32 protein-coding genes are annotated in these 25,325 nt (G+C 59.8%); 15 read left to right on the top strand and 17 right to left on the bottom strand.

The genetic code is table 11. The features are described 5' to 3' along the window. Positions 1–4 precede the first annotated feature (4 nt). A complete protein-coding gene (locus tag JQS30_RS17075; protein WP_246498174.1) occupies positions 5–676 on the bottom strand; it encodes a SprT-like domain-containing protein in 672 nt (223 codons plus the stop codon). A 494-nt stretch (positions 677–1,170) separates the two neighbouring features. Here JQS30_RS17075 and JQS30_RS17455 point away from each other — a divergent pair, with 494 nt between their 5' ends. Next, positions 1,171–1,629, top strand: a complete 459-nt coding sequence (locus tag JQS30_RS17455) for a nuclease-related domain-containing protein (protein WP_246498173.1) — start codon at positions 1,171–1,173, stop codon at positions 1,627–1,629. A gap of 161 nt (positions 1,630–1,790) precedes the next feature. Here JQS30_RS17455 and JQS30_RS17065 read toward each other — a convergent pair whose 3' ends face one another. After that, positions 1,791–2,729: a hypothetical protein gene (locus JQS30_RS17065; RefSeq protein WP_213173146.1), complete on the bottom strand. Its 939-nt coding sequence runs from the start codon at positions 2,727–2,729 to the stop codon at positions 1,791–1,793. Between the two features lie 138 nt (positions 2,730–2,867). Between JQS30_RS17065 and JQS30_RS17060 the strand changes: the two genes are divergently transcribed. Next, positions 2,868–3,443: a hypothetical protein gene (locus tag JQS30_RS17060; RefSeq protein ID WP_213173145.1), complete on the top strand. Its 576-nt coding sequence runs from the start codon at positions 2,868–2,870 to the stop codon at positions 3,441–3,443. Between the two features lie 539 nt (positions 3,444–3,982). Here JQS30_RS17060 and JQS30_RS17055 read toward each other — a convergent pair. The 6 genes from JQS30_RS17055 to JQS30_RS17030 form a co-directional block, all read right to left on the bottom strand. Further along, on the bottom strand, positions 3,983–4,270 hold the full coding sequence (locus JQS30_RS17055; RefSeq protein ID WP_213173144.1) for a hypothetical protein: 288 nt from the start codon (positions 4,268–4,270) through the stop codon (positions 3,983–3,985). Between the two features lie 61 nt (positions 4,271–4,331). Continuing rightward, on the bottom strand, positions 4,332–4,811 hold the full coding sequence (locus JQS30_RS17050) for a hypothetical protein (RefSeq protein ID WP_213173143.1): 480 nt from the start codon (positions 4,809–4,811) through the stop codon (positions 4,332–4,334). Positions 4,812–4,813: 2 nt separating this feature from the next. After that, positions 4,814–5,407 carry a hypothetical protein gene (locus tag JQS30_RS17045; protein ID WP_213173142.1) on the bottom strand — a complete coding sequence of 198 codons (594 nt, stop codon included), beginning with the start codon at positions 5,405–5,407 and terminating at the stop codon, positions 4,814–4,816. A gap of 30 nt (positions 5,408–5,437) precedes the next feature. After that, positions 5,438–6,040 carry a hypothetical protein gene (locus JQS30_RS17040; protein ID WP_213173141.1) on the bottom strand — a complete coding sequence of 201 codons (603 nt, stop codon included), beginning with the start codon at positions 6,038–6,040 and terminating at the stop codon, positions 5,438–5,440. An 18-nt stretch (positions 6,041–6,058) separates the two neighbouring features. Continuing rightward, a complete protein-coding gene (locus tag JQS30_RS17035; protein WP_213173140.1) occupies positions 6,059–6,226 on the bottom strand; it encodes a hypothetical protein in 168 nt (55 codons plus the stop codon). Positions 6,227–6,390: 164 nt separating this feature from the next. Further along, a complete protein-coding gene (locus JQS30_RS17030; RefSeq protein WP_213173139.1) occupies positions 6,391–6,867 on the bottom strand; it encodes a hypothetical protein in 477 nt (158 codons plus the stop codon). 111 nt (positions 6,868–6,978) lie between these two features. Between JQS30_RS17030 and JQS30_RS17025 the strand changes: the two genes are divergently transcribed. Together JQS30_RS17025 and JQS30_RS17020 are read left to right on the top strand one after the other, a co-directional pair. After that, positions 6,979–8,175, top strand: coding sequence for a hypothetical protein (locus tag JQS30_RS17025; protein ID WP_213173200.1), 1,197 nt, complete (start codon positions 6,979–6,981; stop codon positions 8,173–8,175). Between the two features lie 121 nt (positions 8,176–8,296). Further along, complete coding sequence (locus tag JQS30_RS17020) at positions 8,297–9,031, top strand: hypothetical protein (RefSeq protein ID WP_213173199.1); 735 nt, start codon at positions 8,297–8,299, stop codon at positions 9,029–9,031. On the opposite strand, the gene JQS30_RS17015 is transcribed toward JQS30_RS17020, so the two are convergent. Further along, positions 9,021–9,194 (bottom strand): DUF4158 domain-containing protein, encoded by a 174-nt coding sequence (locus JQS30_RS17015; protein WP_213173198.1) that lies wholly within the window; start codon positions 9,192–9,194, stop codon positions 9,021–9,023. The genes JQS30_RS17020 and JQS30_RS17015 overlap by 11 nt on opposite strands. A gap of 65 nt (positions 9,195–9,259) precedes the next feature. Between JQS30_RS17015 and JQS30_RS17010 the strand changes: the two genes are divergently transcribed. Next, a complete protein-coding gene (locus JQS30_RS17010; protein WP_246498175.1) occupies positions 9,260–11,161 on the top strand; it encodes a UvrD-helicase domain-containing protein in 1,902 nt (633 codons plus the stop codon). 107 nt (positions 11,162–11,268) lie between these two features. Here the strand turns inward: JQS30_RS17010 and JQS30_RS17005 are convergent, their stop codons facing one another. After that, complete coding sequence (locus JQS30_RS17005) at positions 11,269–12,522, bottom strand: helix-turn-helix domain-containing protein (RefSeq protein ID WP_213173196.1); 1,254 nt, start codon at positions 12,520–12,522, stop codon at positions 11,269–11,271. Positions 12,523–12,684: 162 nt separating this feature from the next. Here JQS30_RS17005 and JQS30_RS17000 point away from each other — a divergent pair, with 162 nt between their 5' ends. The 3 genes from JQS30_RS17000 (at position 12,685) to JQS30_RS16990 (ending at position 15,023) form a co-directional block, all read left to right on the top strand. Further along, positions 12,685–12,933, top strand: coding sequence for a hypothetical protein (locus JQS30_RS17000; protein ID WP_213173195.1), 249 nt, complete (start codon positions 12,685–12,687; stop codon positions 12,931–12,933). A 72-nt stretch (positions 12,934–13,005) separates the two neighbouring features. Continuing rightward, a complete protein-coding gene (gene tgmB, locus JQS30_RS16995; protein WP_213173194.1) occupies positions 13,006–13,962 on the top strand; it encodes an ATP-grasp ribosomal peptide maturase in 957 nt (318 codons plus the stop codon). Beyond that, complete coding sequence (locus JQS30_RS16990) at positions 13,959–15,023, top strand: methyltransferase domain-containing protein (protein WP_213173193.1); 1,065 nt, start codon at positions 13,959–13,961, stop codon at positions 15,021–15,023. The genes tgmB and JQS30_RS16990 overlap by 4 nt, the downstream gene beginning before the upstream one ends. Positions 15,024–15,063: 40 nt before the next feature. Here the strand turns inward: JQS30_RS16990 and JQS30_RS16985 are convergent, their stop codons facing one another. The 7 genes from JQS30_RS16985 to JQS30_RS16955 form a co-directional block, all read right to left on the bottom strand. Next, a complete protein-coding gene (locus JQS30_RS16985) occupies positions 15,064–15,606 on the bottom strand; it encodes a hypothetical protein (protein ID WP_213173192.1) in 543 nt (180 codons plus the stop codon). A 115-nt stretch (positions 15,607–15,721) separates the two neighbouring features. Beyond that, positions 15,722–16,363 (bottom strand): recombinase family protein, encoded by a 642-nt coding sequence (locus JQS30_RS16980; RefSeq protein ID WP_213173191.1) that lies wholly within the window; start codon positions 16,361–16,363, stop codon positions 15,722–15,724. Between the two features lie 112 nt (positions 16,364–16,475). Beyond that, positions 16,476–16,778, bottom strand: coding sequence for a hypothetical protein (locus tag JQS30_RS16975; RefSeq protein ID WP_213173190.1), 303 nt, complete (start codon positions 16,776–16,778; stop codon positions 16,476–16,478). Next, a complete protein-coding gene (locus JQS30_RS16970; RefSeq protein ID WP_213173189.1) occupies positions 16,738–17,214 on the bottom strand; it encodes a hypothetical protein in 477 nt (158 codons plus the stop codon). The genes JQS30_RS16975 and JQS30_RS16970 overlap by 41 nt, the downstream gene beginning before the upstream one ends. After that, positions 17,214–17,645: a hypothetical protein gene (locus JQS30_RS16965; protein ID WP_213173188.1), complete on the bottom strand. Its 432-nt coding sequence runs from the start codon at positions 17,643–17,645 to the stop codon at positions 17,214–17,216. The genes JQS30_RS16970 and JQS30_RS16965 overlap by 1 nt, the downstream gene beginning before the upstream one ends. 61 nt (positions 17,646–17,706) lie before the next feature. Further along, positions 17,707–18,273 (bottom strand): ribbon-helix-helix domain-containing protein, encoded by a 567-nt coding sequence (locus JQS30_RS16960; protein WP_213173187.1) that lies wholly within the window; start codon positions 18,271–18,273, stop codon positions 17,707–17,709. Positions 18,274–18,393: 120 nt separating this feature from the next. Further along, a complete protein-coding gene (locus JQS30_RS16955) occupies positions 18,394–18,627 on the bottom strand; it encodes a hypothetical protein (protein ID WP_213173186.1) in 234 nt (77 codons plus the stop codon). A gap of 139 nt (positions 18,628–18,766) precedes the next feature. On the opposite strand from JQS30_RS16955, the gene JQS30_RS16950 reads away from it, so the two are divergent. From JQS30_RS16950 to JQS30_RS16920, 7 genes are all read left to right on the top strand, one after another. Then, positions 18,767–19,282, top strand: coding sequence for a hypothetical protein (locus JQS30_RS16950; protein ID WP_213173185.1), 516 nt, complete (start codon positions 18,767–18,769; stop codon positions 19,280–19,282). Next, positions 19,275–20,396 (top strand): M23 family metallopeptidase, encoded by a 1,122-nt coding sequence (locus JQS30_RS16945; protein ID WP_213173184.1) that lies wholly within the window; start codon positions 19,275–19,277, stop codon positions 20,394–20,396. The genes JQS30_RS16950 and JQS30_RS16945 overlap by 8 nt, the downstream gene beginning before the upstream one ends. Positions 20,397–20,613: 217 nt before the next feature. Beyond that, positions 20,614–21,153, top strand: a complete 540-nt coding sequence (locus JQS30_RS16940; protein ID WP_213173183.1) for a hypothetical protein — start codon at positions 20,614–20,616, stop codon at positions 21,151–21,153. Next, a complete protein-coding gene (locus tag JQS30_RS16935) occupies positions 21,146–21,361 on the top strand; it encodes a hypothetical protein (protein ID WP_213173182.1) in 216 nt (71 codons plus the stop codon). Before JQS30_RS16940 ends, JQS30_RS16935 begins: the two co-directional genes overlap by 8 nt. 336 nt (positions 21,362–21,697) lie before the next feature. Further along, positions 21,698–22,444 carry a DUF8175 domain-containg protein gene (locus JQS30_RS16930; RefSeq protein WP_213173181.1) on the top strand — a complete coding sequence of 249 codons (747 nt, stop codon included), beginning with the start codon at positions 21,698–21,700 and terminating at the stop codon, positions 22,442–22,444. Further along, positions 22,438–23,847, top strand: coding sequence for a TrbL/VirB6 family protein (locus tag JQS30_RS16925; RefSeq protein WP_213173180.1), 1,410 nt, complete (start codon positions 22,438–22,440; stop codon positions 23,845–23,847). Before JQS30_RS16930 ends, JQS30_RS16925 begins: the two co-directional genes overlap by 7 nt. Beyond that, positions 23,847–25,310, top strand: coding sequence for an SCO6880 family protein (locus tag JQS30_RS16920; protein ID WP_213173179.1), 1,464 nt, complete (start codon positions 23,847–23,849; stop codon positions 25,308–25,310). Before JQS30_RS16925 ends, JQS30_RS16920 begins: the two co-directional genes overlap by 1 nt. The last annotated feature ends 15 nt before the right edge of the window (positions 25,311–25,325 follow it).

The raw sequence follows: 25,325 nt of genomic DNA, 5'->3' as shown, positions 1-25,325 counted from the left end.
ATCATTACGTGCCCGCATCAGCCGTTTCATGCTGGAATTCCTGGCCACATGATCCACACACAATCGGGGCCTCTTCCAGCACACTGGGGGCAACCCGGATGCGCCTCGGGCAGCCACACAGCGCCGGTTGAACCGTGTTTGTCGCTCCCTTGGTGCCGGGTTGAGCGTGGATCTCAGCGCGGCGGTAAACGGTCAAGGCCTCATTAAGGCTTTGGAGGGTATCGGCGTAAACCGTGGCGGCGTCCTCAGCTAGCTGGCTAGGACTCCAACCAAGCTTGTCGTCCTTCGTCACGGTCAAGCCCAGCTCTTCAGCGAGGGCCTTGAATTTCTTGTTGTGCCAACGGCCCTGACGGCTCGTGTCCTGGATGCCGCGAACATTCGCGACCACATGGGCGGCTTCATGCAGTAGCGTTGCCAGCACTTCATCGCTGCCGCGCTCCAAACCCTCACCCCCGATGAAAACCTCTGAGAGATCGGTCGCGGTAGCGGCATGGTGCCACCGGTCGGCCGCGAAGTGGCCCAGTTTCAAACCACCCCGGTCTAGGGAACCGGCACCCAACGTGATGACAACAGGTGGAACGTCGTCATGGCGAGCCTGTATGGCATCCCACGCACCCTGCAAAGCAGTAATGAGGGGAACTGTGATGGCGGAGGGAGCGGCGGTGCTGTCATTCACGGGTACCTCCAGCTTTCGTGGTGTGCATGGTTCCCATACTACCATTTTTGACAATTAATTGTCAAAAACTTTTACCTGTTCATAGTAGGATTCTTTACCTAGTGAAGGGGATGTAAAGGCCGTTGTGTTTGTAGGATGTGTGCAATGGATCTGCGTGCCGGCTTAGAGGTTTTCGCTAGGGGTGGGGAACACCTGCTCCCGGTGAGGGTTGTTCGTTTGGGGCATGTCGATAGCCTTAGGTGATGTACGCTTCTCAATCGTCATCTACCGGTAGGCGCAGTTCTCGCTGGCAGCGGGGCCACGATGATCGAGGGAGTCGAGATTTGGCCAGCCAAGCCCCTGGCGAGGGGCTTTCTCGACGTGCCAAACAGCTTCAACCGGCGAACAGGTTTGTACGGCTAGTAGCGCGATTGGCCGGTGTGCGAACCCGGGACCGATCGTTTCGAGTCGGAGCTGCCGGGGAAGTAGCGGTAGGCCGCAAGCTTGACCATCTAGTGAAACGTAGTCGCGGTCGGTGGCGGGTTTTGCATGGGGTGGAACTGGGGTTTCGCTCCGGCGATATCGATCATTTGCTGATTGGCCCCTATGGTGTGTTCACGGTGAACACGAAACACCACCCGGGCAAGTTGGTAAGCCTCGGCCGGGGTGGTGTGTTTGTGCATGGACATCACCGGCCGTATCCAGTTAAAGCGCGTCGGGAAGCCGACCGGGTGGGTTCGGCACTTCGGGCCAAGGTCGGGCAACCGGTGTCAGTGATTCCTCTGGTGGTTATTCATGGCCATAAGAACCGGCTGCGGGGTTGGTGGTGGCGTCGGCCTTTGGGTGTGGCAGTGGTTCCATCTCGATGGATTCGACTATTTCTGTGGCTTCGCAGGCGTCCCATACTCTCTAGTGAAGAGGTCGACGAGGTCTATGCGATAGCACGTAAATCAACAACATGGGCCTATGCCTAACCACCACGGGCACTAACCGGTGGTTTCGAGTCGGGGGAGTGTGAGGGCCGCCGATTCGGCCCTCACAGACAGTGGGGCTGTAGGGCAGAAAGTTATCATCGCTCGCAACAAGTGGCGCGTCCTCTCATATGAGAGGACGCGCCACTTGTTTTGAATGTTGCCTAAGAGCTGTGGTGGGTGTATTCGCTGTTCAGGTGGGGTTGCATGGCTTGTTGCCACCGTTTGTGCGCGCGGCCTTGGGCTGGGGTCAGAATCAGTTTTGACCTGTTGCGGTGGTGGGTGAAGATTTTGTTGAGTTCTTCGAGTTTCCCGGTGGGTTCATGAGTGAGTATGGCGGCCAGACCAGGGATAACGCGAGCGGCATCTTCGAACAGGTTGTGCTGGACTGCGGTAAGGCAGCTTCGAGTGTGGTGGGAGACTCCACGAAACATCCAGTCCTCGGCCAGGGCGTCGGCTAGGTTGCGCACAGCGTCCGCATCGTCGGGATGAACCTCAATGCGCAGTAGCCCTTCCAGGTGGGTCTTGTTGTTGGCGGCCACCCATTGTGGTGCCCCGTAGTGGTTTTCGGCAGCGGTCAGAGCCTGCTCAACGTTTTTGACTGCGCGGAGAGCGGCTTTGATCGCCTCACAACGTGGGTTTACTGTCTGGCAGAGTTTCTGTACAGCCGCCAAACGGTGGCGCATTCCCTGGGCCGGAATTAGGCGGAAGCCGCTGTTGGGCAGGTAGGCGCGCAGGTCAGCTTGGTGACGTGCGCACGTCTCAGTGTGGCCTATTTCCCCCAGGTGAGGCGCTGTGCTGGGTCCCAGATCCTCAATGCACTGATCACAAGTGGTGCATTTCCAGCTGCACAGGCGCGAAGCGCGGTGAGGACAGACGTCCTCTGTGTAAGTGCGGGCTTGAAACCACTGCCACGCAGCCTCAGCGGTGGGCCGATCAATCAAGTTGTACCTGTTCATCAGCGGTGCTAGGTGGGACCAGGACAGGCCCCGTTCGCGGGCTTGGCGCACCGGAGTTTCGCACTTCTCACAGGGCAGCGGCTCGTCCAATCCCAAGTGGAAATAGTGCAAGTTGTTGGCTAGATTTTGTGTGTGGTACGTCATAGCGTTGCTCCTTCATCTGGGGGTGCCCTACACCCTCATCGTGTCTCAATATTGAGATTAGCTTAAAATTGAGAACAGTGCAACATTGAGATATGATATGTTTTGAGAAATGTAGGTTTTTCGAGGGAGGGTCTGGCTATGACTGGCAAGCGAGCAACCAGGGAAGACTTGAAGAAGAGCGAGGACTTCAGCAGGTTCTACGGGGATGTTGAACTTTTGAAGTGCCGTACCACAGATATCGCTGCGGCGGCGAGCCACCAACTGGACGCCATTAGGAATCAGAAAGGTTCGAAGGAGCGGCTGGAGGGCCTACGTGCGCTTCGCGAAGAGACAAATCGTCTCGAAAGCGCTGTGATCGCTGAGGCTCGTGCAGAAGGCCTGCCTTGGGGCGACATTGCGCCGTTGTTGGGCATGAATGAGAAAACTGTGCAGCGGCACCACCGGGACACCCTGCCCAAGGCCAGAATGGATCTGTTGCGTCACCCAGTCCGTACTCCCGAGACGTACATAAAGGACCTTGGTTTGGAGAATTCATCACGCATCGAGGTTGAAGAAGCGCTGAGCTGGCGCAGTGAGGCTCTGGCAACCTGGGAGAGAACGTTCGCCATTGAGGGTGATGGCAATGAGGATGAGCGGCAGCGCTTGGAGGCGGCTCGGCATAGCCACGAACAGCTTTTGGATGAGGTAGCCCAAGTTTACAATGACGAACACTAGCTCACGCCCATAAGGAACTCTGGAAATGCGCAGATAGGCCTCGAGATCGGGTAGGGACCAGAGAAACACTGGTCCCTACCCGATTATTAGATCAGTGTTATCCCGGCGGCAATGGCCGCGAGGATTCCGGCAGCCGCGAGGAGCCTTAGGGCTCCTCGCAACAGCCGAAATTTAAGGTCGTAGACCTCTTCAATCACCCGGACTTCGCTCGCCAGATCGGCGGCATTCTTGCCGCAGCACGGTTGCGACCGCTGTGGGAATGACCAACTCTGACAGGGAGGCAATTGTCAGTCAGAGCTGGTATCCTCTGCTCCGAAGTTCGGGCGTGGAGATCTACTAGAGAACCCATCCCGTTTATGACCCTGTGAGGGTTCAGAATCCTAACGCTCTGCTGTTTCAGCAGATGAGGATGAATTCCTGCTCATAGCCCTATGAGGGTATGGTTGATTGTAGGAACCCTACTAGCTGGCAGCGTGCCGGCGGCAGTGAAACCTACAAAGACAAGCCCCCGCCAGTGATGGCGGGGGCTCTTCGTCGCATCAACGAGCCATTTGCCACTGTCCATCGTGTTCAGTGAGAGTGCCGATCTCAGTGTGCATGTCCAGTGTCATGATCACGATCATGCGCAAATGGTCGAGATCCATTCCCGCCTGTGCGGCTTCTGCTTTATAGACACCAACGCGAGTACAAATCGTCTCGAAATCCAGTGGCGTGCCTGCGGCTTTCAGTTCCCGGTAGATTACCGGTGAGAGGCGAGATTTCAGCCCAGAGTCCTCCTCGGTCGCGGCGTATTTTGCCTTGTGTCGCAACGTCTCGATGTTGGTCATTTTAACCCTTTCGCTGGTTCTTGCCCCGCCATCACTGGCGGGGCTCTTCGTCGTTCGTCGTCTACCAGTCGTCGGGGTCTTCGGCGCGCTCAATCATCGCCTGAAGCTGGGCCGCGTCCGCTTGCGCTTTGCGCTGGTCGATGTCGACCAGCGGCTCTGGTGCGGGCCTCCCCAGGATCGGGTAGACCACGCTGGCCTCAGCGTCCGTGAGGCCCGGTGCCCAGATTTGACGTTCAAGATCTACCCCCGCCGCTGTCAGCGCCGCGTCGAAGGTGTCCCGGTCCGCGCCGGGCGCGATGCCCATCGTGGCGTGGCCACGGATCGCCGCCCGCGCCCAATCGCCTGCGTTTTCCCTGGTAGCTGGAGAAAACAGCACCAGGAATTTAGCTAGGTAGCGCTCCGCACTTTGGACGTGGCCAACGTATTCCGGTACAACCTCCAGCGGCATCGTGCGCGCCTCGTGGACGGCCTGCCGACCATCGCTGATGAGCATGTCGACATACTTGAGCTGTTTCTCTTCGAGCGTGTTGGTGTAGGTCATGACTAGCCCTCTCGGCTAAGGTCGTCGCGGAGCTCCCGCAGGCATTGGGAGAGTCCGGGGGCGACGACGTGGCCGCACTCAAACGCATCGACTAGCCCGGTCGTGATTTCGCTGGCAATCTCGTCAATTCGAGCATTTGAGGTGTCGGGGGTGATGCCGAATTCCTCGACCTCCGAGCCATTGGTGACCGCCTCTAGGTCAGCTTCATAGACGAGGTCGCGGCCGCTGAAATTCTCTGACGTACACAGATTGTGGATCTCCTCGCGTGCCGCTATGGCGTCGGGCCCCAGTTCGGCGACCAGGTCCGATTGTGGCTTGATTGTCGTCCAGTCTGATACCATGCGCGCCGCGTAGGGACGCAGCGTCTCCATGAGGTCGTTGGCTGCCTGGGCGGTCAGTAGCGGAATGCCCCAAACCTGCACAAACCGGTTGTACTCGTCCTCGGTCTGGCGAGGGCTCAAGTGGGCATCCACAATGGCCCACATCTGGCCGTCCCGCAGGTCCAGTTTCAGGTAGACCGGCTGGATGGTGCCGCTGGGCTGGGTCATGTACAGCTCGGCTGGATCTGTGCATTCAATAATCGTGATGGCGCTCATGGTTTGCCTTTCGTGTCGTGTGTACGGCTTTTAGTAGGTGATGCGTCCCATACTGGTCAATAGAGCTGGCAGGGTGCGAGTGAGCGCTAGGCCGCGTTCCCACACCGCGTTGCGGCGGTCGGCTAGGCGGTGGTCAAAATGCACGCTGGTAGGCTCTGGCAACTCCGTGTGAATAGCGCCTAGGTCGTGGCTGAGCCCTAGCAGTGTTACGGCGGCGAAAACTCCGAGCGGGCAGGGGATGCCGAGGTCGTGGCGCTCAGCTCGCGGGATCGCAACGTCAAAAACCCGCACCAGGTCTTTCCATTGCTCTAGTGTGGAGTCCAGCCGGTCTTCGCCCAGGTCTAGGTGCATGTGGACGTGAGCGGGGAGCTGGGAGTCAGCCGCACGCTCGTCGGCAGCGGTGGCCGCGTCCATGAGCTCGTCCATGTAGACCGGTTCGGGCGGCTCATTGCGGACAAGCGCATTGATGCGCATCCGGTTTTTTATTCCGAGCGCATCTGCAATGCGGGTTTGGGGCATTCCTGCGGCAACGGCATCGGTGATGACCTGGTCGCGGCGGCGCTTGGCGGTTTCGACGGCGTCGTCTGCGGCCGTGAGTCGGTCGGACCATTCGGCGTAAACGTTCGTGGACATGATGCTCCTTGGTGAGTTTTAGTGCTTGATGATGTGGCCGCGCCGCCCGCGAGTTTCGGTGACGGTCTCACGGGTGACGGTCCCGGTCGTGATGGAGGCGGGGGCGAAGAGGCGCGCGCAGCGGGCTGATGCCTCACGATAGGCGCGGTAGGTCTGGCTGGTCTGGGTCCACGTGTTGTATCGCATGCCCGCCTCCTCGGTGGTGTATCTTCATCATACACTATTGTATGAACGGCATACAACCCCTATCTCGTCCAGGGCCCCGCTACGGCGGGGCTTTTCTCATGCGCGCACAAAAGAGCGGCCCCCACGGTCAGTGAGGGCCGCTTCCTGCTGCGGCTTCGTTGTTTCTACTGGGCGGTTTTCTGAGCGCTCAGCGCCTCGACGACGGCCGCGTAGGTGGTCCAGTAGGTTCGCTCCCCGTCCGGGCTAGCTAGGGACTCACCGTCTGGGCCGGTGCCGTCGTGGGTGCCGGTGTAGATCACTACCGCCATGTCGGCGTCGTCGATGTTGCGGTGCGAGAAGTAGTTGATCAGCTCTTGCGCTGAGTCGCATGCGGAGTACCCGCTCTCGCCCTTGATGTGGCCTTCGCCGTCGCAGGTTGGGCAAGAGCCGTAGAAATCGATGTCGCCTTCGCCGTCGCATTGGAAACATTTGGCGGCGCTACCGTCGGCGGTGTAGTTGTCGAGGCCCCATTGGATGGACCAGGCGTGGTCGGTGCAGAAGCAGGGGGCGTCGGGGTTGTCGTGCACGCGCCAGTAGAGGTCTTCGTCGATGAGGAGGGGCTTGATTTGGTCTGCGGTGAGGGTAGTGTTGGTGGTGGTCATTGGGGTGTCTCCCTTTGGTCCGTGCCTCCGGGAGCTGCAACTCCGTGGGGGCTTTTCTCTGCCTACCTATAACATCATAGAATACTTAATTAAGTTTGATACGATAGGGTCATGGAATTGACCGTATCACCATTTCAACGCGCCGGGGCCTGGTCCATCACCTACATGACCAACAAACCCCACCCCCGAACCCTCACCAGAGACGACCTCAACACCGCGATCACCCGCATCGGCGCCGACGCCACCACCGCCAAACACGCCACCAAAGACAATCCCGGCTGGGCGTGGCGATGCGCCCTCCAAGCGGGGTTCCCCAACTCCCCAGCCACCCACGCCACCAGCAAACGCGACCCTGCCACACTGCTCCACGAACGCCTCGGCCCCGACATCGGCACCGACGAAACCTGGCCCTGCCACCTATGTGGCACTGCCGCCAGCCACCGTTGGGACAAATCCATGTTGCCACTAGGGCCAGCAGCAGCACACGTGAACGACACCCCGGACAACCAGCCAGGAATGCCAACCTGCCAGGAATGCCGTGTGGCAATGTGGGCGATGCCCTACACCTCTGCCTGGGATCGAGGCAAACTGTGGACCCCAGACCCAATCCGAGATGAGGAAGAAGAACCGCTCCTGCGGGCGTTCTGGGACCGCACCCAGACTGCGCTTGAAGAAGGCGCGCCTTCCTGGTCAGACACGCCCAACCCGCTCGACCTGGCGTGGGACTCCATCGCCACCGAACCCCGGTATGTGCGGCTAGTCCAGTGGGACAGCCCCAACCGGGGCCACGCCTACCTGCGACAGGTAGATATTCTCCCGGCCGTCGCTGCGTGGATCAGCGCCGCCGAGGAGCGCGGCTACCGGCCGTGGCTGGACGCTCTCACCAAGGTCGGCAAGCCCTTGCACCGTCTCCTCCTTGTCAGCAGTGTCAACCAGGTGATCCACAGGGCGGCGGTATTCGGCCGAGAACACCCCCTCCGCCGAGTCACAATCCCCACCAACCGCCTCGCGCTCAGCCGCCCATACGCCGAATTCGACGTAGACGAGGCATTGGCTGCCCTACCTCCAGTGCCCAAAGGGTGCCCGCTGCCGCCGTCCCAACCCGGCCCGAACCCGCCAGGACAACACATCGGCCCTCCTACCCTGCGCACTATCACCGCGTGGGGAGACCGCAAGACCTTCAAGGCTTGGGCCGTTGATGCCCGGTGCGTGGTATCAGAGCAGACACTACGACAGCGCATCCGCACAGGCTGGACACCAGAAAAAGCAATCTCGACACCCGGTCAGCGCGGCCCCTCGAAACAGTAGCGACATCGCAGTCCCCGACCGTCTGAACAGGAGCGTCCCAGCCGAGGAGTCGAATCGGCCGGGACGCCGAACACCAATCCCGACCAGCAAAGGTCAAGATCAGCAACAGAAGGGTAGCTCCGTGAACGGCACCGACAATCACCCTGCCGACATCGTCCGCAAGGACCTGACCGATGAACAGCTCGCCGCCCGGCACCGTGCCCTGGACGAGCTCGACGCCCTCTGCGCCAAGCACCCCGGTCCTGCCGCCGACACCCTCGCGGCCCTGAACGCGAACTACCGCGCCGGACTCCCCGCACCCGCCGACGGGCAGCCCGAGCAGTCCCCCGGAGGTAACCTCGACGAGATCGACCGCCACAAGATCAAGGTCGAGTATGCGCCGCCTCAGGAAGACCTGGAGATCGAGCAGGTCATTGTCCTGTGCGCCTGCGGCGAGGAGTGGACGACCTACCTGCCGTTCGGCGCCTTCGAGACCTACCGCAGCGCCGAAGCCGACCTCGAAGCGCCGTTCCTGACCCGGTGGCGCGACCACGCCCACGCCGCCTGCGGCCTAGACGTGCCCGATCAGCCGGTCGGTGTGCTCCAGATGGCACTGGAGTCGATCGAGCACCTCGTCGACGAGCGCGGCGAGCTCATCGCCGAACGCGACGCTGCCCTCGCCCGGCTCGACTCGATGGAGATCCATGAGGGCTGCACGGCCGACCTCGAGGCGCAGAAGGACCTCACACAGGAGGCCTGGGCAACGCACGACGCCGCGTCTGCGGCCGCCAAGGCGTTCAAGCGCCAGCGGAACCTCGTCATCGCCTGCGCTGCGGTCATCATCATCGCGCTGACGCTGGCCTACTTCACCAGCTGACCTGTGCGAACACCACCGCGCCGGGCGCGGTGGCCACGTCCTGAGGCACGAACCCGAGCCAAGGCAGCGTGGACAGCTGAAGCGACACACCGAATCTGACCTGCTCGCGCCGGTACTGGCGCAGGAACGTCCAGTCTTGTACTACGGCGCAAGCATTACTCAACGGCGAGGTTGGACCACCGCAGGTAGTCGATGTTTGACTTGGATTTTTTTGTTACTATACCTGATGTGACTAAAAAAATAGATACTCATGCCACTGTTGCCGCTGGTGCTCCCGGGTTTCGTGATTGCGAGCAATGTGGCCAGTCATTCAAAGTTAGGTTGCAGGCGTCGGGTCGTCAGCAGCGATATTGCTCATCCCGGTGCCGTCAGCGGACCCACCGCGCCAAGGGCGTTGATCCGGTTGCGCGGCGGCGCGACCTTGAAGCCCGCTGGAAAGTTGTTGCTGCTTTTTCGTTCCAGCGCTATCTGGAAACGATCGATGATCAGGAACTGGCTCAGGTCGCCCGCCTAGTGTCCTCGGCTGAGAATCTGTTTGGGCTCGGAGTCGATCCAGTGGCGATTGACCCCGTCCTGCCAAAGCCGGCTGCTGGTGTTGATGGCCTCAAGAGTGCGCCTGTCGCAGCGCGGCCGGAGAAGCAACAGGCTGTGCGGGCCAGTGATTTCGGCGAAGTTGCTGGGTTGCGTCCAACCCAGGAGCAAGCGGCGATCATTGAAGCGTTCTCCAGTGGCGAGAACTTGATCATTGAGGCTGGGGCGGGCACCGGTAAAACTTCTACGCTGAAGATGGCTGCCACACTGCAACCAGACAAGCGCGGTCTCTACCTGGCGTTTAACAAGGCGATTGCTACTGATGCGAGGAAAAGTTTCCCGAAAACTGTTGAGTGCCGCACTGCTCATTCGATGGCCTACGCTGCTGTCGGCGTTACCTACAAACACCGGCTGGGGGGTCGACGCCTACCCGCCAACCAAGTCGCCGAGCGGCTTGGACTCAGTACGTTCGTAGCTGGCGAGATTCGACTGGACGCGCGCGCTGTCGCTCGGCTGGTTTCGGACACTGTTTTGCGTTACTGCCGATCAGTGGACAAAAACCTGCACGCGGGGCATGTCCCCTATGTGCCCGGTATCGACGCTCCGGCGGCCCAGGCTGCTCTCGCGGCGGCTGTGGTCCCTGCTGCCGAGTTCATGTGGGCCGACATTCGCAACATCGATGGTGTCTTTTGGTTCAGTCACGATCACTATTTGAAGATGTGGGCATTGTCCCGGCCGCAACTCGATTTTGATTTCCTATTGTTCGATGAGGCCCAGGACGCTGATCCCCTGTTGGCCTCAATCGTCCAGGATCAAAAAGGCCAGTTGGTTGCCGTAGGCGATGCTTGCCAGGCTATCTACCATTGGAGAGGCGCGGTCGATGCCATGTCCACGTGGCCTGCCAAGCACCGCCTCTACCTGACCGAGTCCTTCCGTTTTGGCCCGGCAATCGCCGATGAGGCTAACCTCTGGTTGTCCGAACTTGACTCGCCTTTGCGCTTGACTGGTGCCGGTGGCCCCAGCACCATCGACACCACGGCGAATCCCAATGCGATTCTGTGTCGCACCAACGGTAAAGCCCTATCCGAAGCCATCCGCGCTATGGACTCCGGCACACGTGTCGCCCTCGTCGGTGGTGCCGCCTCGATCAAACGTCTGGCCGAGGCATCCCTAGACCTCCAATCTGGGCGGGCCACCTCGCACCCGGAATTGGTGGCTTTTAACTCCTGGGAGGAAGTCCAGGAGTACGCGGAGCACAACGCCGAGGCATCCGACCTCGCCACTCTGGTCAAACTAATCGACAATGTTGGTTCCCGCGAGATCATTTCCGCTGCCACAGCCCTCACCGATGAGCGCCACGCTTCCCTGGTCATCTCTACCGCGCACAAAGCGAAGGGGCGCGAATGGGGCTCGGTTGGGATCGCGCACGACTTCACCGAACCTAAAGTCGGCGACGATGGTAGCCCTGGCGCGATTCGTCGCGCTGATGCGATGCTCGCCTACGTCGCCGTTACCCGCGCCAAACGTCAACTCGATCCCGGTGGTCTCGCCTGGATACACGGTCGCGGATCAGGCAAATGGCACAACCCTGAATGGTAAAGCGTGACAACATCAACTACAACAAAAAATTCGGCCGTGATGTCCCTTATGGAAACGACCTTCAACGACCAGTGGCCAGTTCGCCCCGCACCCGCGCTGAGCGAATTCTAGTCAGAACGGGCTACTTTCTGCCGAGACTTAATCGCGCGGATCGAGGTGGATCTGCCTCCGGTGGTGGTGTGGAGGATGTCTTCGACGAGTTGGTGTGCCCAGGGTCGGTCGAGTAGCTGCTGGGAAGCCACTTCATTGAGCTGTTCAAGGGCGTGGATGGTGGTGGGCACGTCGGCCTTATTCCACGATGCTAGGGCTATGTCCTGCCAGTATCGCCCCTGAGCGTGTTGGGTGGGAATAGTGGCGGGGTCGATTGCGCGGGCATGGGCGAGAGTGGCCCCGTAGTCTCCAGCGGCACGGGCAATGGAGATGCGGTAGACGGCTAGGTCGGCAGTACTCATGGCTGCCGCAGGTTGGTGGGCTGCGGCAGCCACACGGAAGTATTCCCACGCGCTGTTGTAGTCGTCCTGAGAAGCGGCAGTGTAGGCGGCGGTACACAAGATGTTTGCGTAAGTGGCCGATGGTGCCGGAGCGGCCAGGCCAGTGTGTTCGATGAGTGAGTCAGCCGTGCGGGTCAAGACTTCAATGGCAGTCGGGTCGGCCAGGCGGCGAAGCACGATGCCGACGATTCGTCCGGCCTCGGCGGCGGTGACTGGATCGTGGCCTTCGCTGGCGTAACGCACTGCGCGGTCAGCTGCCACGGCAGCCGACGCATCCTTTGAGGAGCGGTAAAGAACCTGTGCGGCAACAATATAAGTGCGGGCCAGGAGCTCTGCGGCTTCGGCGGCGGTGGTGGTCGATGCGGACTTGTAGGCCGCGTGGGCGGTGGGGAGAAGCTGGGCAAGGGCGCGTTGAAGTAGTGGCACATGCATGGCCCTCAGCTGCTCCTCAGCGGCTTGGATACGGACAGCGAGGTTGGGCAATCTGGGGGCCTCGACCTTGGGCATTTGGTGCAATATCTGGTCAACCGGTGTCGCAGGGATCAGCGCAGCACCAAGAAATGCCGCTGATCTATATAGGAGGACTCGCCGTCTCATCGTGTCATCATGCCCCACTTTCTCAGGAGATGTCACTGCCTCGCCCAAGCCATCCTCGTCGACGAGACCAACTTCGCAGGCTGGGACGCCCAGTCGGTCTACAACAATGCGCAGATCGGCTACCGTCCAAAACTGAAGTCCGCGTTCCAAACGGGACAAAACCGAGGCGCTGAAACCGCATTTCGCTCCAGCCGCGTCAAGGGTGAGGTTGGCCCGAGAACGAGCAACGCGCACCGCCCGACCGATGTGCTCATTAATCTGACGAGCGCTCATGTCTACCATGCACCCACATTTCGCGGATCTTGCGGATTCCGCAATCGGATTGCTGACACTGCCAGGTCACTTGAAGTGGCGGTTCAACCGCGATGTGCTGGAGCAGCGGCGAGCGTTTCCCAGCCGCAATTCAAATTCACGTTCCCTTGTAGGAGGATCATCATGTTTGAGAAGTCGGCCTTCGCCGCTACGGCTCCCGGAGTCGGTGTTAGCTCGGCCCTAGCCGCGCCGATGTCGTTCGGTGCTCTGCAGTCAACCTCGATTTCTATGGCCGAAGGGCTCGCTGGGGTCTACGACCCCACCCAGCAGGTGACCATTCTGGATGGTGCCCCGTTGGCGCTGTCGACCTCTGAGCGCACCCCGTGGGAAACCCGCGAAGATTCCCAGACCTGGCCCGACCGCGAGGCATAAGAAATCTAAACGTTGTGGTGCCCGATCTCTGGATTGTTCGGGCACCATGTTTCTCCCACTTGGAGGTTTTCCGTGACCGTACTTGTCTTGACCCATCACAGCGATATCACTGCTGACCTTGTCGTCGTGGCCCTGGATCAGCTTGACGTTCCTGTGTTTCGCGTTGACCCCGCCGATATTGGCTCTGGCACTGACCTCGACGCTTCATTTACCGGCACCGTATGGGAGGGCTACTTGCGAGTCGGCTCCCGCACAGTGGACCTAGCCGACATCCGCTCGGTGTACTACCGCAGGCCAACTGCCTGGACAGGCCCCGAAGGGATGGAACCGGCCGAGGTGGCATGGGCTGCCGAGGAAGTTCGTGCCGGGTTCGGAGGGGTACTCATGAGTCTGGACCGGTTGTGGATCAACCACCCGCGTTTGGCGATGTGGGCCTCTAACAAGCCCGTGCAACTGGCTACCGCCGCTGCGTGCGGGTTCGATGTCCCCACCACTCTGGTCACCAACGTTCCTGACTCGGCTATTGAGTTCGCGTCTACCGCTGAGACGATCATCTACAAGACGTTGTCGGGCTCCCCGCGCGTCCAGGGCGCTGCCATCTACACGACGCGCCTAGACCAGGCCGCGGTCACTGAAAAAGCCGAGTCGATCACCTACACTCTCCATCAGTTCCAGCATGAGATCCCGAAAGCGTTCGAGGTTCGGCTGACCGTGGTTGGCACCGAGTTGTTCGCTGCCCGGATCGATGCTGGGAGTGAGGAGACCAGGTTGGACTGGAGGGTTGACTATGATGCCCTGTCCTGGAGCCGTATCGAGGTCCCCGCTCAGATCACCGCCGCAGTTCGAACATTCATGAACAGATTTGAGCTGGAGTTTTCAACGTTCGACTTCGCCGTGAGTCCTTCAAATGCCTGGTTCTTGTTTGAAGCCAATATCAACGGGCAATGGGGATTCGTCGAACAGCACACAAAAGCACCAATCGCGGCGGCTATCGCTCGCCGCCTGGCCGAAGGGAAACCGACCGCATGACCCCTCAACACCTCGCCACAATCCTCCGTGACTCCGGCGCGATCAGCTCCGAGAGCGTCTATGCTGCATTCGCAGCTATCCGCAGGGAGGCCTTCGCCCCTAAGTTCTGGGTTCGCGCCGCTGACGGCGTACGTTCCTGCCTGACTCATTCGGATGACCATGATGCGAACGAGGCATGGTTGAAGGCAGTGTACGAAGACAACTCCCTGGTCACCCACCTCGATAAACACGGTGTCGCGGTCTCCTCGTCGTCCCAACCGACCGTCATGGCCCGGATGCTCGACGCCATAGATGCCGCGCCCGGACATCAGGTGCTGGAGATTGGCACTGGCACCGGCTACAACGCCGCTTTGCTATGCCATCTGGTCGGCGACACGAATGTATTCAGTGTGGACATTGACCCTGAGGTGGTAGAAACTGCCCGAGAACGACTCAAGAGCGAGGGTTACCAGCCGCGCCTAGCAGCAGGCGACGGCCGTACCGCGCAGATTGGTGGCCCCTGGGACCGTCTCATTGCCACCTGCGGGGTCCGTACCGTCCCACCTGAGTGGATCAGACAGTGCAAGCCCGGAGCAATCATGGTCCTCAACATCGGCTACGCCCTCGCCCGTCTCGAAGTATCTAGTGACAGGACTGCGACCGGGCACTTCGTCGCGGGGTACTCTGCGTTCATGTTCGCCCGTGACGCGGCCAATGCGGCCGACCCCGGCCTACGTATTGACACCACCGCTCTCACCTCTCTCCGCAGCTACACCGAGCAGATCCCCACACAGATCCACTCTGAGGCATTCCAGGTCATCCTTAGCCTGTTGGCACCCAACCTGACCCACCTACGCCTTGGCCCCAATCGGTCAGCCTTTGCTCATGTGGATGGCACCAGGTTGCTAGCCGAGCACGATCTCCTGCGCGGTGACCTCAACGTGTGGGATGAGGTCATAGCGGCCTACCACCGTTGGAGCAATTGGGGCTTCCCTAACCTCCACGACATGACTGTCGCCCTCACTACCGAAGGCCACCTCGACCTACAACCACGCCAGGCCGCTGAACCTAAGCCCGTATAGGCCCTTTCCTTTGTGAGACATCCTGGTTTGGTTGTCGTGGTTAGTCGAAGATGAGTTCGCCGGTTTCAGGGTCGAATAGTTCTAGGCGCATGGTGATGGTTGCTCGGGTGCCTTGTTGGATCATGGCCATTGCACGGTGGCGGCCTCCGATGTAGAAGAGGTCTCCGTGTTTTAGTTCGGCAAGTCCACCGATGTTGATAGGTTCATCGGTGGATAGAAGGCTGGTAACGGATTCGCTCAACCACCCTGAGAGTTGCCGGTATTCCAGGAGATCTTCGACTTCGTCGGGGTCCGGGATACTTATCGGCTTGAGGGTTTCGCCGCTGAAGACTCGAATCTCATTTTCTGTTTGGCCAGAGGCAATCTTGATAATTTCGATGGCATGGCCGAAGGCTTCTTGCCAGGAGCCGCCGTGGTACCAGCAACAATCACGTGGTTGGGGTCGTGGGCGTATTTGTCGCCAGGTGCGGCCAAAGCCGGTGATGCCGCGAGCGATGCATGGTGGGGCGTCGAGTTCAGTGGGGTAGGGCAGATCGTTGACGGCGGTGATGTCATACATCCATTGCTCGATGTATTCGGCCACGGGGGGTGCTCCTTGAATTGGTTTCTCAGTGATCGGGGTATCCGTAAACTCGGTGCCATGAGTGACTATCTGGGGTGCCGGTAAGAAACATACTGTGGGCCGCAAGGTAGTGCGTTTATGCTGGTCCGTCTGTTGTGGTGGCTTCCTTCCTTGCGGCCACGCCGCCGATACGCACCGCTAGGGTCTCGCGGTCATCGATGACCTTGTAAATGGTGGGGCGGGAGACCTTGTAGTGCCGGGCGAGGGCCGAGATGTTCCAGACTGGTTTCCCGGCGTCGTCGCGCTCATCGATCTTGGCGCAGATCTCGGCGACCTGCCGCAGACTCAGCTTCGCTGGCCTGCCACCACCTCGGCCACGTTTGTCGGTGGCGTCCAAGCCCTCGCGGGTGTTCTCGCTTATGAGTTCACGCTGGAATTGGTCGAAGGCGCCGACTATGTTGAACATGAGCCGCCCGGCCGAGGTGGTGGTGTCGATCGGTTGCTGGGTGACGACAAGGTCGACGCCACGGTCTTCAAGTTCTTCGACCGTCGCGATGAGGTCTTTGAGTGATCGGAACAGGCGTGACAGGCGGGTGATGACAAGGACATCGCCGCGCCGGACGAAGGCGAGGGCCTTGTCCAGTTCGGGCCGGTGGGCTTCCTTGCCGGAGACGCCGTGGTCGATGAAGATTTCCTCACATCCGGCCGCTTCGAGCAACTGGCGTTGACTCTCAAGGTTCTGCTCGCGGGTGGAGACCCGCGCATATCCTACTCGCATACCTGAGAGTGTAGGGAATCTGGCTGACAATTCGAGGTTCCTTGACAGTTGGATTTCCTACACGTCTATATTGACAGTCCGACGTGGAGATCTGTCGGAGTTCTTTGCGGTGTCAAGCATCGGGAATCTTGACCGTCATTGATTGACAGATTTCAGCATGAGGGGATGTGTGAGCGGCAGTGATAACCTCCTCCCACAATGGTGGTGCGGTAGGGGTTTTCGAGGGCAACCCGGCCGCGAAGCGGCTGGGGCGGCAGCAACAAAGTTGCACACTGGATCTCGATTCTGATTCCTCACCGACCGACCAGTAGCTGGAGCCGGGCTCGGCGGCGACCAAGACCCGGGAGGCCATGTCGGTAATCTGCACGAGTTCGTCAACGAGACGTTCTTCGGCGTTGTTGAGGTGGTCGGTCACTGGGGGCTCCTTCTCGTTGTTGGCGTTCGGTGTCGAGGCTGAGACCGGCCTCATCAGCGCATTGCATGACGTGGTTGACCCAGCTCGGCCGCAACTGCGACTTTTCGTATCTGGTGATCCCTGCGGCACTCCACACGTTTGCGGGGAGAAACTGGGCTAGAAAGCCGCCCTGGGCGACTTGGCGTTCCAACGCGGTGAACTGCCGCTGTACTTCGCCTTGCATATCGGCGTACCGTTGTTCGCAACTGGCGACGTTGCGCTTATGTTCGGTGTGCAGACGCTCAATCTCGGCCTCGGCCTTGGCAATTCGCGGTGCAGCGATGGCCTCAGCACGGTCCTGGATGTAGGCTTCCAGGTTCGCACTGATCTCCCGCAGGTTGGCGGCCAGCCGCTCCAACTCAGGCGCGTCCACGCGCGGACTTTCATCGTCTAGCATTATTCGTCCTCCAGGTCAGCCAGTAGGGCGCGCACCGTGGTGAAGGCCTCGGCCAGGGCCTTGCCCTCGTCAACGTCGACGTCGACGAGGGCGTATAGGTTTTCTTCGGCTTCTGTCCAGGCTGGGGCGTATTGCGGGGAAAGTCCGGCGCGCACCGTAGCGACCGCCGCCGCGACTGCTTCGGCATCTCCATCGTCCAGGGCTGCGCGCACTGCGTCCAGGCCCTCGGCGGTGGCCTCGTATTCTGCGTAATCAATGGCCGAGCCCAAGTAGCGATAAGCCTTAGCGCGGCCCTCCTGGGTGATCAGGCGGTTCAACAGGTCATCACCGGTTGAGTTCAGCGGATGTACCGCAATGAGCGCGGCCAGTTCGACCGGGTCCGTAGGGATCGTCTTTGGCAACTGGGCCGACTGACTAGTCTGAGTGTTCACAATGTTGCTCCAATTCGATGTTGTGTATGGGGCGGCGCGCACACGCCGCCCCGTCTCTTGTCTAGGTCTGGTCTGCGGCTTCGGTCGCAGCGGTATAGCTAATGGTGCCGAGCGGGATGATCCGCTGGTGGGCTAGCTGTTCGACAATGTCCTCATCAATGCAGTCCATCCACATTGTCTCGCCCAGCTGGGGCTGCCACATCGTGGAGGCATCAATGACAGCTCGGCGGTATAGCTGCACGGCTTCTTCTCGCGAGGCGGTGAGGGTGTAGGGCTGGGTGCCAGGTTGTTCACTCCAGTAGGCCCACCGTCCGCGCAGCTGGCAGGTGCCGTGTGCCCAGACCAGACCGTTGTAGCAGTACTCTCCGGAGAGGTCCATTTTGGCTTCAGCCTCGACCAGATCCCACAGGTTTTCTGTATCTGCCTCAGGAAACAGTGCGTACAAATCCTCGTCGGTAGGCGACTGATTACTGGCTAGACCCGCTGTCAGTAGGGCGCGGATGGCCTCGGATACAGAAAGGCCCTGGGCGGCCGCGTAAGTATCAATGGCCGCGCTGAGTTCTGGGGACACTTTGGCTTGAATGCGCGGGCCGATGGTGGGGCGTCCTGGTCCAACCCTAGGGCTCATAATCTCTCACCTCGTAATATTTTCGTACTCCGTTATTAAGTCCAGCGTATCGCAGGTTTACGCCATTATCAATAAATGAGTACGAAAATATGTGCAGCTTATAGAGTTTCTGGTCAGTGGCTATCCGCGTGCGTCGAGATCTGCCTCAGCTGCGGCCCCAACGGCTACCAACACAGCGGCGGTGACCGCCTGGTCGGCATGGATCGGCTCGACCCGGAGGGCACTAGCTAGGCGGCTCAACGCGGCCGCGCGGTCTGCCCTGGCCTCAACGCGGCCCCGGTCAATGTCAGCGGTGGCCGCCAGGACCTCAGCGGCCGCACAGGCGGCCGCACTTCGTGTGGGTGTGGATGCCATGAACTCATCCTCGCGCCTCTAGTGGCTGCTAGGGGCGCATGACACGCATTCTGGGTGGTTCGCTTGGCCTCATTCAGATGCCCAAATTGGACGGTTACCGGTTCGCGGTTTGAGCATGGCGGCAGTAGAGTGTCGCTTCATGATCACTGTACGAAGTTGTTTCGCGTTGTTGGTCGTTGTGGTTCTCAGTGGATGTTCGTCGGGCTCGTTTGATTCTGATGTCCGGGAAGTTCCGACCGCATCGGCGACGTCTGAGGGTCCTAGCCTGCATGGGGATCACGATCATGACCATTCCGATCCCAGTACTGAGGAGGCCCCACCGATAGATGAAGGGGCTGGTGTTGTTGAGGCGTTTGCTGCCGCTCTTGGGGCTGGTGACCGAGACGCGGGATCGTGGCATGAGGATGTCAGCCAGTGGTGTACGGAGTATCTAGCGGATCTGTATTCACACACTGATCCGGCCCTTATCCCGTTTGACAGTGTCGAAGGGGATGCGAAGCTGACCGATCCTCCTGCTGGGCAGGAGGCAGGCGAGGCACGGCAGTGGTGGTCAGTCGCGACGAATGAGAAGTTGCTTGTTGTTGAGCTGGTGGCCGTTGATGGCCGTTGGTTGGTGCATGGCACCAATCTGGGTGATTGGCGGTTCCATGACTAGTGAGCAGGCTAATTATCGTTTGCCCGTGATTTTGGCCGTGGTTATGACTGTCTTGGCGGGGTTGGGCGTGGCCGTTGTGGTGCCATTGATGTTTTTCCTCTCCAGTACGGATGTTTGCCAGATTCGGCCGGGCGCGGATCGGGATCGGGAGTCAGTGGTGGGGCCGTGGGGTCCGCACCAGGTCGATCACGCTGAGACCATCATTTTCCAGGGCATTGAGCAGGGGATGACCCCGTTTGCGTGGCAAATTGCGTTGGCGACGGCTTTGCAGGAATCGCGGCTGGAGATGTATGCGAATGAGGATGTTCCTGAGTCGTTGGATTTGCCGCATGATCGGGTGGGTTCAGATCATGACTCGGTGGGGTTGTTTCAGCAACGTCCCAGTATGGGTTGGGGTTCAGTTGCCGAATTGATGGACGCGGCAACCTCGGCGCAGAAGTTTTACACGGCTCTGTTGGATGTCGAGGGCTGGGAGTCGATGTCAGTTGCCGAAGCGGCGCAGGCGGTTCAGGTGTCTGCCTATCCCGATGCGTATGAGCATTGGGCCGAAGAGGCTGACATTCTGATCGCGGAGCTGACTGGGCTGGAGTCCTGGGCGATGTGTGCCTATGAGTACTCGCCGCCTTCAGTGGGAGCCTCCGGTTGGGTTGCCCCGGTTGATGCCCCACTATGGGATGGTTTCGGCACCCGGGGCGGCCAGCATTTTGGGGTCGACTTGGGCGCGGAACGCCACATCCCGATCGTCGCAGCAGCTACGGGTGTGGTGCGCACTTCTGAATGCAACACGCCCCAAGGGTGTGGTGAAGGCAGTCGTGAGTTTTCAGGGTGTGGCTGGATGGTGGTGATTGACCATGATCACTACCTCATCCCTGAGGACGCGGTCTGGGATGGCATGGCAACGCGCTATTGCCATATGCAGTCGCAGCCGCTGGTCTCTGAGGGCGAGTGGGTAACGGCTGGCCAGGTCATTGGCTATGTCGGTAACTCCGGAGATTCCTCGGCCCCACACCTGCATTATGAGGTTCACCAGAATGTGTCGCCTTCTGGCCGCGTCGCAAATGCCACTGCGATCGACCCGGTGGCGTGGCATGAGGATGTTGGCGCTCCACTCTAAATCATCATCCGAAAGTATGAGTACTACTCATACTTTCGGATGTTTTCTATAGCCAATCAGCGACGGGCATTATGTGGCATTTAGTCCAGTTTGAGGAACTAAAGCCGCTGATCACAAGATGTTCCGTAGTGGGAACTTAACGTGTTCACCATCGCTATCCGTGTTGCAGTCATGACGTATCAGTGTTGTCGTATACCCGACAAAGAAAGGTTTTCACGTGACTGCAACTCCCCCACCGTTGCCGTCAATGCCTGAGAACCATGACAAAAATCAGCTGCTTCGCGCTGCCACTGAACCGGTGCGTGACGTGTGGTGGCTGGGCTGTCATGGTGGTTCCGGCGTGACGACGCTTGCAACGCTGACAGGCATCGGCCGCGATTGCGGCACCCACATTGGACATCTGGATTGGGCGGAAGCTCAGCCGGGTTTGGTGTTGGTATGTCGGTCTCATTCCTCTGGCACGGCAAGTGCTGCCCGTGTGATTGGCCAGAGCCAAGATCCTGCCTATGGCGCGCCACCTGTGTTGGGTGTGGCAGTGGTCGCCGATTGCGGCCGTAAACCTCCGCGCATCGTGGCCGACCGTATCCAGGTTTGGTCTCAATCTATGCGGGTGTGGCAACTGCCGTGGGTTGATGCGTTGCGCGCTGATGTGGACGCGATTGATGTTCCACCTCCGGCCTACACCGCGCTTGCCGATGAACTATCCACGTTGGTGCCTTCCCCGGCTGCCCTTGGCAACATGAGTGCATATGCCTGAAGAGTTCGCCTCTGAGGTCAATACGTTGTTGTCGTGGCTGGCCTGGGTAGCAATTGTCTGTGCCTTGTTGGGGCTGTTGGCCACGGTAGGACGTATCGCTACGGCACACCGCCAGGATGCGCAGGTCAATCTGCGTGAACTAGGGATTATCGCCTTCGGCTGCGTGTTGATCGGTTCGGCCGGAGCAGTCGTTGCCGCTGTGGTTTAGCGCCACGTTCCTCTTTTTACTTCTTCTTACCTCGATTCTTTTCACGAAAGGTCCCCTCATGATGGTGGATTTCCTTGCCCAAATACCTGATCCCGGTGCGGGTACGGCCCCTCCGGGCGCTGACCGATTTCTCCTCATTACCGAGTGGGGGGCATGGATTCTCACCGGGTTGCTGTTCATCGGTTTGCTCGTCCATGTAGCACGAATCGTGATGTCACGCCAGCAGGGGCAGGGCGTGGACCTGGGCGGTCTGGGTTGGTGGGTCGCTGGCTGCATAATTTTTGGTAGTGCGGCGACCTTCATCAGCGTCTTGACTGGGTCGTGATGAACGTGAACGTGCGTGAGTCAAATGATGGTCAAACCTCCGGCGCGCCTCGGGTGTGGGCGCAGAAGTCGTTCATCGCCTCAGCGCTGGTGGTAGCTATAGCGCTCATTGGGGGCGTGTTCGTGGTCGTTGGGTCCGGTGGTGAGGAAGATCCACCGGCGGGTTCTGCGGAAGTACCTGTTGAGGGTTATTTGCCCGGTAATGAGGATGCTGTTGCCGTGGAGGGTGAGCCGCTTCTTGAAGGTCCGCAAGAGATTGATTGGCAGCTGGTCGGCAGCATCACGCTGCCGTTCTCCTCTGTGTATGGGCCTGCTGTGGATGACGGATTTACTGCTTCTCAGTTCGAGCGAAGCCCTGAGGGCGCGCTGATGGCGGCGGTGCATCTGTCGTCGCGAGCTGGTGGATATGGGCCAGAGGAAATGTGGCGAGCCACTATCGAGCACCAGTTCATAGACAGCCCTGAGCGGGACGCATTGCTGGAATTGATGGAGGAGCAGGCGGTTGATGTTGAGTTGACCGCTGGAGATCTTGCGGCCCTGGCCGGATTTGTTTACCGCTCCTACTCCCCTGATGAAGCGGTCATCGAGGTTGTCCTCGATAACCGCAGCGGTGGCTGGTATTCGGTTCTTACCACGGTGCGCTGGATCGAGGGAGACTGGCGGATGGAGGCTCCACCGCGCGGTGACTGGACGGCAATGATGCGGCAAGTTCCCACCGCTGACCAGGATGCGGTGGTGCCGTGGGGGCCATCATGGTGAACGCACCTGACCAGCAACGGCTAGAAGAGGTTGCGGCTCAGTGGGAAAGCGTTCGCCGCTGGCGGTGTGTGGGTCCGTGGATCATTTTGTGTGTAGCGGCTGCGGGAGCAGGCGGATGGGTTCTGGGCGCGAATACAGAAGTCGGTGAGTTCTTCCGCAACTTGGGTCTCTCGCTTGGGGATTCAATGGCAAACCTTGTCGCCGAAACCATCACGTGGTGGATGGATGCCACCGAGATGTCCGTATCGGACTGTCGCAACCCCAGTGATGAGGCTTGTGTAACCGCTAGCGGTGCAATTGGTCAGCTCCAGCAACACACGTTGTGGCTGGTGGGAACGGTAGCGGTTGGCTCACTGTTGTTCGTCGGCATTCGGATGGTTTTGAGCCGTGACAGCAAAAGTTTCGCCGACACCGCAAAAGGGTTCATGGTGTTCGTGCTGGTTATGGCTGTAGGCGTAGGAGTGGTAGAGCTGCTTTTGCGTCTGGGCGATGGCTATGCGAGCTGGATTATTGACCAAACGTCTGTCAACGATGGCGGTGACGATGACGACGAGGATGATCTGGGCCAGCGATTGGGACAAAACGTTGTCGACACCACCGAATCGGTGATGGATGACGATGACGATTCCGAGCATGGTGGCTGGACAGTTCTAGCGGTTTTTGTGCTGTTTTTTGGACTGCTGGCCTCGTTGTTTCAATTCGTGATCATGGCGGCTAGGGCAGCGGCGTTGGTACTCATCGTTGGCCTGTTGCCGGTGGCCGCTGCCGCAGGTCTGACAGAAGGTGGCCGCGCGATGCGGCAAAAATACTTTGCGTGGCTGATCGCGTTGGTGTTGTACAAACCAACGGCGGCAACCATTTGGGCTGCCGCGTTTTTCCTGCTAGATGATGACGAACTTGAAGGCATCTTCGGGTTGATGACCTTGGTGTCAATGATGATTCTGGCTCTGGTTGCGCTTCCTGCGTTGATGCGTCTGGTCACCCCGGCGGTGGCTGCGGCGTCATCCTCTGGTGGTGGCTCAGGCGGCGGTGTGGCCGCTGCCGGAATGTTGGCTACCGGCGCAATCCAAGCCGGGGCGATGCGTGGCGGTGGCGCGGCTGCTCGCGGAGCATCGGCCAGTGGCTCCTCCGGTGGTGTTTCGGGGAAGGGCAGTTCTGCAAGTGGGTCGCGAACGACGCAATCGGCATCGGCTCGAACCGGTGCAACTGGAAGCGACGGTTCTAAAGGTGCCGCGTCGGCGACGAAGGCTCCCCATAGGCCTGGTGGTTCCGGTTCCGCCTCTGGCGCGGCCACACAGGCAAGTGCTGCTATCGGGTCAGCTCAATCAGCTCACAGGGCAATCAACCAGGTGGTCGACGACGCGCCGTCGGGAGCCGATGAGAGTAAGGGAGGTGAACGCTAGTGGCATCGAAACAACAAGGTCTTGCAACGGTTGATCAACGCACCTATGGCCAGTGGCGTGCGGGCAAGAAGGCCGGGCTTTTTGGGCTGGGACCGGTCACCTCGGGTATCGGATTCGCTGTGGTGGCGGCCGCGCTCCTGGCAATGATGTTTTCGCGCCTGGCTGCGCTGATCCTGCTGTTGCTGGGGGTGGCGGTGCTGGCTCCGCTGGCGATTCGTATTCGCGGCCGCACCGGAGCACACGCGGTGGCCGCGCGATTGGCATGGTGGCGTCAGAAACGACGTCGCCGCCATATCTATATAGCTGGCATTGCCTCTCGGGTAGTGGGCACCTACCGGCTACCAGGGACACTGGCTACATCCCACATCATCACAGCTGAAGATGGGCGGGGCTCTGATGTGGGAATCGTGGCCATCCCCAGCACCCGCGATTACTCCATCACTTTTGCGGCCCATTCTGAGGGCACTGACCTGGTCGATACCGACGTCATTGACTCACGGGTGAGTCGCATGGCTGCCTGGTTGTCATCTCTGACTCGTCAGTTTTGGCTAGTCCAGGCGCAAGTGACTATTGAGACCGCGCCAGATCCGGGTACAAAGTTGCGTTCAGAGATTTTCTCCACGCTCAAACCTGAAGCTCCTAGCCTGGCTCAAGAGGTGATGGAGCAAATTGCTGATACCTACTCGGCTGGGGCGGCACAGGTGAAGTTTTTCGTGACGCTGACGTTTCGCCCACCGTTGGGTAGGCGCTGGAATGATGATGCTGTGGCAACAGAACTCATGGCCCGGTTGCCGCATATGCAGGCAGCGTTGGTCGGCACCGGTGCTGTTGGTATTCAGCCGATGTCGGCCGCCGAGATCATGTACCAGCTGCGATCGTCCCTTGACCCGGTATCTGAGGTGCAGCCTCCCCAAAAGGGTTGGGCGTGGGATGACATCGGGCCTGTCTCAGCTATAGAGCACTGGGATTCTTACCAGCATGATCGGGCCTGGTCTCGTTCGTGGGGCATGGTTGAAGCGCCAAGAGGCAACGTTTTTGCTACCACGTTTGCCCGGTTGGCTGATCCAGATCCTGACCTGTTGCGTAAGCGCGTCTCGTTGGTGTACCACCCCTACAGCCCTGGCCAAGCTGCGCGGCTTGTCGAGGCGGATAAACGGGACGCTCAGTTCAACATCAATAAGAAAGCACGGCCGTCCTCTCGTGACCTGCGCGATCTAGCTGCAGCCGAGCAATCAGCAGCCGAAGAAGCCGCTGGTGCGGGCATCACCTCGTTTAGCATCTTGGCCACGGCCACCACCGCTACACAGGCCGAACTAGAGGACGCTACGACCACGATGGCAGCGCGATCTGGCGAAGCGCGTGTTGATCTGAGAGTCATGACTGGCTCCCAGGCGACGTCTTTTTACGCGACTTTGCCGGTGGGGATCGTTCTGCCTGATCACGCCACAGTTCCCTCACTGTAAGGAGTTCTCTATGTC

The sequence above is a fragment of the Natronoglycomyces albus genome, from assembly GCF_016925535.1.
Lineage (GTDB): Bacteria > Actinomycetota > Actinomycetes > Mycobacteriales > Micromonosporaceae > Natronoglycomyces > Natronoglycomyces albus.
The sequence above is the reverse complement of the archived record's forward strand: the minus strand, read 5'-3'. Positions and strand labels throughout refer to the sequence as shown.